At 42.5% G+C, this 6,548-nt stretch carries 5 protein-coding genes; all 5 read right to left on the bottom strand.

Annotation, left to right across the window (positions count from 1 at the left end; genetic code table 11):
• The coding region (locus tag LN893_RS20065; RefSeq protein WP_229973177.1) for an HlyD family secretion protein at positions 1 to 1,027 on the bottom strand (1,027 nt) is incomplete at its 3' end.
• A gap of 16 nt (positions 1,028 to 1,043) precedes the next feature.
• A complete protein-coding gene (locus LN893_RS20060; protein WP_229973175.1) occupies positions 1,044 to 2,405 on the bottom strand; it encodes a TolC family protein in 1,362 nt (453 codons plus the stop codon).
• 24 nt (positions 2,406 to 2,429) lie between these two features.
• Positions 2,430 to 2,891, bottom strand: a complete 462-nt coding sequence (locus LN893_RS20055) for a hypothetical protein (RefSeq protein WP_229973174.1) — start codon at positions 2,889 to 2,891, stop codon at positions 2,430 to 2,432.
• A 295-nt stretch (positions 2,892 to 3,186) separates the two neighbouring features.
• Complete coding sequence (locus LN893_RS20050) at positions 3,187 to 4,056, bottom strand: helix-turn-helix domain-containing protein (RefSeq protein ID WP_229973173.1); 870 nt, start codon at positions 4,054 to 4,056, stop codon at positions 3,187 to 3,189.
• Between the two features lie 862 nt (positions 4,057 to 4,918).
• Entirely contained in the window at positions 4,919 to 5,761 is an 843-nt protein-coding gene (locus LN893_RS20045; RefSeq protein ID WP_229973172.1) for an alpha/beta fold hydrolase, read from the bottom strand.
• Positions 5,762 to 6,548 lie beyond the last annotated feature (787 nt).

Raw genomic sequence — 6,548 nt, 5'->3', positions numbered from 1 at the left:
CCGCGACAGTAGCGTTCATGCCAGGAACTACTGCGGAGATTCTTGTATCCCTAAATGTAATCTTTACGGGGATCCGCTGAACAATTTTGACAAAATTCCCAGTGGAATTATCTGGGGGCAAGAGTGAAAACTTGGAACCAGTTGATCCCGCTATGGCTCCAATTTGGCCCTTAAAAACTTTACCGTCAATCGCGTCTATGCGAATCTCGACGGGCTGGCCTATATACATCCCCTCGACCTGAGTTTCCTTAAAGTTCGCAATAACCCATTTCTCATTTTCATTAATGATGCTAACCAGGGGCTGGCCGGGCTGAATTTGCTGCCCCTCCATAATGTTCTTTCGTCCTAGCCGACCAGAATAGGGTGCCCGAATAACGGTATAGGATAGATTTAGCCTGGCCAGTTCCAGTGCGGCTTCCTTCTTTTTAATATCGGCTTTTAGTAAGGCAAAACGCGTTTTGAGTTCCTGGATCTTCGCTAAATTCATTGCCAGGTTATTTTTTGCGGCACTGTAATCGCTTGCAGTTACTTCGTAGCGGGCTTTTACCTGCTCAAATTCAGACCCTGTTACCGCCTCCTCTTTCAGCAGATTGCGATAACGTTTAATATCCTGTTGCTGCTGCCGGTACCTGGCCTCTGCACCCTTAATCTGATCCTCGTTTACCAGGGTGCCAAGTTCTGCCGAGCGAATACTGGCAGCAAGCACAGTTTGCTGGGCATAAGCATCTTCTACAGCTGCTTCGGCCGATTGTAGTTGAGCCTGGTATTCCCGGTCGTCCAGTATCACCAGAGTATCCCCTTCTTTAACTAATTGATGCTCTTCAAAGTAAACCCGCAGAATATAGCCACCTGCTCTGGCCGATACAGGATTAATGTAGGCCTCTACCTGGGCATCATTAGTTTCTTCATGGTTTCGGGAGTATTGCCAGAAATAAATAAAATACGCTGCCCCTGCCAGAACGAGGATAACGGCAATAACGGTAATAACAATGTTGCCCAGATGTGTTTTATGATGATCTTTGTTCATTTTTCAGGATGGTGATTTATAATTTCCCACTGGTATAAAGCAGGCGGTAATAGATGGCAAGGGCATCCGTTTGTGCCCGAATCAGATCGAATCTGGATTCCTGGTACAAACTGTCGGCATCGAGCAGGTCCGTTAACAGGGCCAGTTGGTTAAAGTATTTTGTACTGACAATCCGGTAGTTTTCCTGGGCTTGTGCAACTGACCGCTCATTTACCATGATCCGGTTAAGGGCTTCTATGTACTTGATGTAGTGAGCATTTGCCTCGGTACGAACATTATCGCCTACGGCCTGCTGCTGTAGCTGTAGTTCCTGGACTCTAAGTTGGCTAGCAGCAATTTTGCTTTTATTATGGTAAAGGGAGGAGATGCCATACTGAGCTCTCAGGCCAACAAAACCAATGGTATACGCCTGATCTATTGGCGGGAAGAACAGGTAATTTGGATAGTTTAGCCCATAGGCCGTATAGAAACTGAGAGAAGGCATGCTATAGCTTTGTATGCTTCTGACTCTTGCCCTTTGCACCTGAATATTCTGACTGGACTTTTGAATAGCATAGGAATCATCCCCTGTCTCTTCTAATAACGGCAAAAGCGCAGTAGTCTCTGGTTTGGGCATCCCGGCAGAATCGGTAGGCAAAATGGAAACGGAATCCGGAAGATTCATCAGCACATTCAGTTTCTGATTGGCGATAATAATATCATTTTCGTTTTGCTGTAAAGTGAGCTCGACATTTGATAACATTACTTCTGCCCGCAACACATCACTCCGGGTTACCTTTTGGTTTCTATAAAGGGAGTTTATGTTACCTAAGCGGGTTTGTGCCCTTTTCAACTGATCCTGGATAAATTTGTGCAAATCATTCAGCCTTACCAGTTCCAGGTACTGCGCGGCCGTCTGCAAAGCAATATAACCAGCTTGGTCCTGCGTATTCAATTCTGCTAATTTAAGGCGGGCTTCCTGCTCGCTTTGCATAGCACGCTGCCTGCCACCGCTGTAAATATTAAAAAGGGCATCAAGGCCCAAGGCCGCGGCATTGGGTGTCGGCTTTCTTGGTCCGGTGGTTGATTGCTCCAGTCCATTTGTAAAAAGGGATAAATCAGAAAACCTTTGGTAGGATGCACTGGCGTTCACGGAGGGCAAAGCAGCATTATAAGCATCCTTAAGATCCTCACCAGCGGCGTTTTCTGCTGTTATAGCTGCCTGCACCCATTTATTCTGGCTTTTAGCATACTGTATTGCTTCCGAAAGAGAAAGTTTGTACTGATTACTACTAATGCCCTGGGCACTTGCTAAATTAAACTTTAGTAGAAAAAGGGTTGCTAACAGGATTGTAATAAATACTATCACCTCCCTCTTATTCAAAGAATATCTATCCATTAGATACTTCATAACTTACAGGCTCTATGATGGTAATTGATGACAGGAGATAGGTAATATCCAGTTTGCCAAAGCGGTCCGCCTGGGCTGACTCAAGAGCGTCAAATTTGAGCGAATAAGGGTTGCCATTTCGCAGGGAAGCAGGTAAGGAAGCAGGAAGAGAACATTCATCGCGAACATATCTACATCCACTCCTCTAAAATATCCTGTTTTGGCACCTTCCTGACCAACACTCCTGATCAGCATGAGAACCTGCTCTCTGGCTTTTGATACCAGTGTGACGGTGGCAGGGTGTTGCCTCGTGGCAAAAGGATTGCGGAGCAGCTGGTAAAATCCGTGATTCGTTTCTATGCGGCGGACTAAAGCTTTCAGATAGGATTCAAAGTTCCCTAATTCCCTTACCTCATGATTTATCTGCTTAAATTTGAACCCAAAAATGGTAGCAAAAAAGGGTTCCTTCGTACCGAAGCAATAAATGACCATCACCGAATTCCCGCCAGATATTTATGCTAGTGTCATCCTTATGGAAGCGCCCTCAAAGCCGTACTCGCTAAACAGCTGTCCAAATGCATTCAGCAGTGCCCCATTTTTGTCTTGCGGAACTTGAATGGTTAAACTGTTCATGCCTAAAACCCTAACAAAGTTTTAATGAGGCAAAATTGCGCTTAAAAAAGCAGTAAAAATGGGCTAAAAGGCCTGAGTTTTGGTCGAAATGGCTTTTTTTATAAAAACGTAAAATGTTTTAAAATCAAAAGAGTGAAGAATTGTAGGTTGTGTCGACTTAAATTTTTTTCCGGTACTCAACGGGAGACATGCCTGTTTTAGCTTTGAAAAACTTTCCGAACACTGATTGATCTGAAAAATTCAACATGTCGCTGACCTGAGAGACAGTAAGTACTCTGTTTTGCAGCAGCACCTTTGCCTCCAAGGTTATGGTTTCATCTATCCATTCACCAGCTGACTTGCCAGTTTGCTTTTTGATCGCTGCGGAAAGGTATTTGCGGGTTACATGTAGTTGCCGAGCATAGAAGTCCAATTTCCGTTCTTTCATATAGTTGCGGGCTAACAACTGTCTGAATTTGGCGAATAAGGGGTAGGCGTTGAGAAGCGTTTGCGTTCCTAAAGAATGCTGCCGGTAATAAGCATCTATCTCATATACTAAGGCAAAAATATAGTTCCGGATAATTTCAGCCTGGTGATGGTTGACAGCAGATTGTGTTAATTCAATCAGCTCAAATATTTTTTTAAACCTGGTTTCGTATTGAGGCTCTAGATGTACTACATGCAAGTCATTATTTTCAAAGAATTTATGTTTAACTAAAAAAAAGAGATCTGCATATCTTTCCAATAAAAATGTATCCTTAAAGAACAAAATATCCATCTTCATTAAGTCTCTACGTTTTCGGAAGCTTCGGATGACAGACGGTCCTAAGGCAATAATTGAAGGCGCCTCGACATCGTAATGATTTAAGCCGGCTTGCAGATGAATACTTCCTTCTTTAAGAAAGGCTACTGCATAGCTCTCCGCCCGGTAAGGCTCCTCCAAGTAAGGATGATCAGCAGCTTGCACAAAGAGATATTCCAGCTTATTATCCTGTACTGAGAAGAGCCGCCTATGCCTGGAAAGGGAGAAGGTCTGGATGTCATTCATTAGTGCCAAGATACAAAATCAGACGTAGCAAAATAAGTCACCTTTACAATTGCTTATAGCAGCACAATTTGTCATTCGTTCAGTTATACCAAAGTAGGATCAAATAAACTAATCAGCAGTATTCATCTCCTCTAATATTTCCTTGTCTTTACTGCTTATTAATTGAACATCTTTAGAAGTGATACAATTTATCAATCATTTGCACCATTAATCATTGAAGATGGTAAAAGAGTGATTTTAATGAGATCACTTTTCCAAAGTTGCCGAATAATGTATTTGCCTATAGGCTAAATTAATCTAAATTGTTGCTTTCACGCATCAAGGATGAATACGACAGTCTATCGTTATCATCACTAAAAGGAAGGGCGGGTTTTCAAATGATGAAAAACTGCACAAAGGGAAATTGAAGATAGCGAATTGTTCAGTACCTTTAAATACTTATTGTTGCAATGCTATCTGTCTTGTCCTAGAGTCGAAGGACAGAGTTGGCACTGTTGAATAAGTATAACAACTTAGGCTCCCTAAAATACTGTTTATTTTTCCCCTCTAACTGCTTAGCAATATTAAGTGAAGCTTTATATTAGAAACTAAAATGCCACTTCTAAACCTGGTTTAGCTAATTGTTTATCTCTAAACTTTCTTAACGACTGTAAATCAGTAGCGTTGCTGTTGTAACAATTTGAGTTTCCCCCACCGGTTGCCTGTGTTATTTTCCCTTTTGTATAGCAGGAATCGCATATACAAGGTAGTGTTGAAGGAATTGCACTAGGATAGCAACAGCGTTTGAATTTTCCGTTTCATTTGTTTCAAGACTGAATATATGAGTAATTAAGATTCACTTGAACTTAAGTGCATCAGTCAATCAGATGTCAGAATTAGTTAGGCAATGCATCACCAGGTTCTTTAGCTGCTCTGGGTCTAAGAGATGTGCCAGGTGTCCCTGATTTCTAACAGGATACAAGGTGATGCCGCGAATCCTCGCCGCCAGTGCGGCTGTCGCTATCCGTATCTCAGGTTGCGTCTCCGTCCCCAGCAATAAAAATGTCCTCGCCCTTATGGCGTCAGTTTCAGATTCTGTTGGATTAAGATTATCCAGCGCCTCAAGTTCTCGAAGAAAGACACTAGTCATTTCTGTAAGCGCTGTCCAAGCAGGGCTTGCTTTAGAGATCTCTACAGCCGCAGGGTCAAATCCAACAATCCTTGTTTGGGTCATTACCGTGGCCTCATCCAACCTACCCGTGTCGACCAAAGATTTTAAATAAGGGAGAAGCCCTTGGCTTACTTCCCTAAGGATTCCGTTCATTGGCTCATAGAAGATCACGCGCCCCTCAAAACCAGATTGAATGATATAGCTCAATGTTACCCCGCCCCCGTAACTATGACCCAAGATTGTTGCGCCAGGTCCTGCCAGATCTATCATAGCTGCAAGATCATCAACCTCATGTTGAAAGGAGAAGGGCTTCCTTTCATCAGAGCTTTGACCTCGTCCTCTGCGATCGTAGATATAAACGGTGTTGGTGTCAGCCAGATAGGTGGCGAATCGTAACCAGTGGTTCTGTACAGTATAGCTACCATGTACGATTATGACTGCTGGGCCACTCCCTACTTTTGTGTATCCGATGTTAAGTCCATCCCTTGATACTACAAAGCCACTACTAGTGTGTACAATTTCCTTGATTTCCTTTGCTCCAGTCGTTCGTTTCATTTGCCAGGTTCTTGATAGTTAATGAATGACCATTTTAATGGCAGCCATTTATCTGAGATTAATAGGGTTAAGAGCAGTGCCTCTGTTCTATATATAGGAATAGTGTGTACATGATCTACCTTTGTTGCTATAAGGGCACTCAGCGTAAAACATGCAATAGGTCTTACCCCTAGGAAGGCAAAGATCAGGGTAAAGTAACCACTTCTCCTTAAACTAGCTTAAGAAATACCCTTGAACTATGTTAAGCTTATCATAGTTCAAGGGTTTATCATCCAATGTGATAGCAACTTTGCAGTGCTTATCAATAAAATACAGCAATGAAAAGAATGTTGATCACTGGAGTGACTAACACATCGATACTTGCCTATCAAAATGAAGTGAAAGTACAATCAAACATTTTAGAAAAAGCTAAAGAAACAGTATCTACTAACAAAGAATACTCTTAAATAGAAGGGCTTAGATTCTCCTGTGAAGACACCCTAAAAGCCTCTTACGCGAACAAGCTTGTCAGCCTTCACACATGAAACAGAGTTCTGATGACCAACGCCGCTCCTACTGCCGAGCGAGCTGAATGGATAAAAGGAACCTATTTACATGTGTTCAACAATTTCACCTTCAGTCTCAAACTTACCATCCTTTAGACAGAGTTAAACAAGAAAAAGGTATTCGCCAGTTAACCTGTCTTGCTAAAGGTTGTTGTAGCTTTTATTTTTCGTTCCACATTGGCTTTTCCTTCAATACTTTATCATCCTATGTTTGTTCTCAGTGTCTTAGCTGCTCTTCTTTT

Source organism: Pontibacter harenae (assembly GCF_020907245.1).
In the GTDB taxonomy this organism is placed as follows: Bacteria; Bacteroidota; Bacteroidia; order Cytophagales; family Hymenobacteraceae; genus Pontibacter; species Pontibacter harenae.
Note: the sequence above shows the minus strand (reverse complement) of the source record. Positions and strands in the feature narration are given on the sequence as shown.

Coding starts and splice junctions, on each gene's coding strand:
- LN893_RS20060 (WP_229973175.1), bottom strand. CDS start 2,405: ATGGATAGATATTCTTTGAATAAGAGGGAGGTGATAGTATTTATTACA.
- LN893_RS20050 (WP_229973173.1), bottom strand. CDS start 4,056: ATGAATGACATCCAGACCTTCTCCCTTTCCAGGCATAGGCGGCTCTTC.
- LN893_RS20045 (WP_229973172.1), bottom strand. CDS start 5,761: ATGAAACGAACGACTGGAGCAAAGGAAATCAAGGAAATTGTACACACT.